The 2,045-nt window shown below is 75.0% G+C and carries 1 protein-coding gene; it reads left to right on the forward strand.

The window, feature by feature from the left end:
- Nucleotides 1-341 precede the first annotated feature (341 nt).
- Complete coding sequence (locus FOE67_RS23930; protein WP_182666916.1) at nucleotides 342-1,952, forward strand: aldehyde dehydrogenase (NADP(+)); 1,611 nt, start codon at nucleotides 342-344, stop codon at nucleotides 1,950-1,952.
- Nucleotides 1,953-2,045: the final 93 nt, after the last annotated feature.

Consider the following 2,045-nt stretch of genomic DNA (forward strand, 5'->3'; position numbering starts at 1 on the left):
GGGGGAGGGGATCGTCTCCCCGAACAACCGGTTGCAGAAAAGCTCCTTCAACCTCTTCCGAAAAGCCGATGATCCGGGGGTATGGACAGAAAGCGTTTGCAGGCTACGCTGGGGAGGCGGGCCCGATGGTGACTGCGCCGCACCATCGGGGCCGTTCCGCGCGGCGGTCCCGTGCTGCTCCCCGTTCCCTCGGGGAACGCGCCCTCCGGGTACCCGCCGGTGTGCGGGAGGGTCGTGTCGGGTCGCCGTGGTGCGGAACGGACGACCCGGCGCGGCCCTTGTTGGTCCGGAGAGGACCCGGGTAGGGTCCTGAGCATTCGTATCCACGGTCGGCGTTCGTGATGTCGAACAACATCCCGCGGGCGGCGTCCGAACTCTCGCAGGAGGAAGAACCCGTGGCAGCTGAAGTGTGGAGCGTGGACCCGCGCACGGGCGAGCGACGCGAGTCGGTCGGCCACGAGGCCACCGCTGCCGACGTGGACGCCGCCGTGCGCGCCGCCGAGGCCGCCCGGCCCGCCCTGGCCGACCGGGAGACCCGGATCGCCCTGCTGCGCGCCGCGGCCGAGGAGCTGGAGGCGGCCGGTGAGGAGATCATCGCCACCGCCGACGCCGAGACCGCGCTGGGCACCACCCGACTGACCGGTGAGCTGGGTCGCACCACCGGCCAGTTGCGCGCCTTCGCCGACGAGGTCGCCGACGGCGGCTACCTCGACCTCACCATCGACCACGCCGACCCCTCGGCGACCCCGCCCCGTCCCGACCTGCGGCGCACCCGCCTCCCGCTGGGCGTCGTCGCCGTCTACGCCGCCTCCAACTTCCCCCTGGCCTTCTCGGTTCCCGGTGGTGACACCGCCAGCGCCCTGGCCGCGGGCTGCCCGGTGGTGGTCAAGGCCCACCCGGACCACCCGGCGGTCTCCGAACTGTGCGTCGCCGCCGTGCGACGCGCCGCCGAGCGGGTCGGTCTCGCCGAACTCGCCGACGGGGTGCTGTCGGTGGTGCACGGCTTCGACGCCGGCGTGGAGCTGATCCGTCACCCGCTGGTGGCCGCCGCCGGCTTCACCGGTTCCATCCGGGGCGGTCGCGCCCTGTTCGACGCGGCGGCCTCCCGTCCCGTGCCGATCCCCTTCCACGGCGAGCTGGGCAGCCTGAACCCCGTGGTGGTGACCGCCGCGGCGGCGGAGGAGCGCGCCGACGCCATCGGCGCCGGCCTGGCCGGCTCCATGACCATGGGCGTCGGTCAGTTCTGCACCAAGCCCGGCCTGGTGTTCGTCCCCGGGGGACCGGCGGGCGACGCCCTGCTGAAGACCCTCGCCGAGCGGGTGGACGAGGCCCCCGCCGGCGTGCTGCTGGACGGGCGGATGCGCGAGGCGTTCCTGGAAGGGGTGCGCGAGCGCGCCGCCCTGCAGGACGTCACCGCCCCCGTCGTCCCGGGGGAGGCGGACGGCCGCACGGTGGCGGCCGGCTTCCTGACCGTCCCGGCGGCCCGTCTGGCCGACCCCGCCCACGGCGTGCTGCTGGAGGAGTGCTTCGGCCCCGTCACCGTCATCGCCCGGTACGACGTCGGGAACGGTGACGGCGAGCCGACGGAGGTCATCGGAGCCCTGGAGCGGTTGGCGGGCAACCTCACCGCCTCCCTGCACATCGGCGCGGACGAGGCCGAGGACCCCACCGGTCCCGCCGCGCGCCTGCTGGCCGCGCTCACCCCGCTCGCCGGCCGGGTACTGGTCAACGGCTGGCCGACCGGTGTCGCGGTCGTGCCCGCCCAGCACCACGGCGGCCCCTACCCGGCGACGACCTCCACCTCCACCTCGGTCGGTGTCGCGGCCATCGACCGGTGGCTGCGACCGGTCGCCTACCAGGACACCCCGCCGGCGCTGCTCCCGCCGGAGTTGCGCGACGAGAACCCGCTGGGCCTGCCCCGTCGGGTGAACGGTCGCCGCGAACTCGGCTGACCACCGGGCGGGAACCCGCGGGAGCCCGCCCCATCGACCGCGCCCCGCCGGGCCGTTCTCGGGAGACGATCCGGCGGGGCGCGGTCGATGGGG

The organism is Streptomyces calidiresistens, from assembly GCF_014141525.1.
In the GTDB taxonomy this organism is placed as follows: Bacteria; Actinomycetota; Actinomycetes; order Streptomycetales; family Streptomycetaceae; genus Streptomyces; species Streptomyces calidiresistens.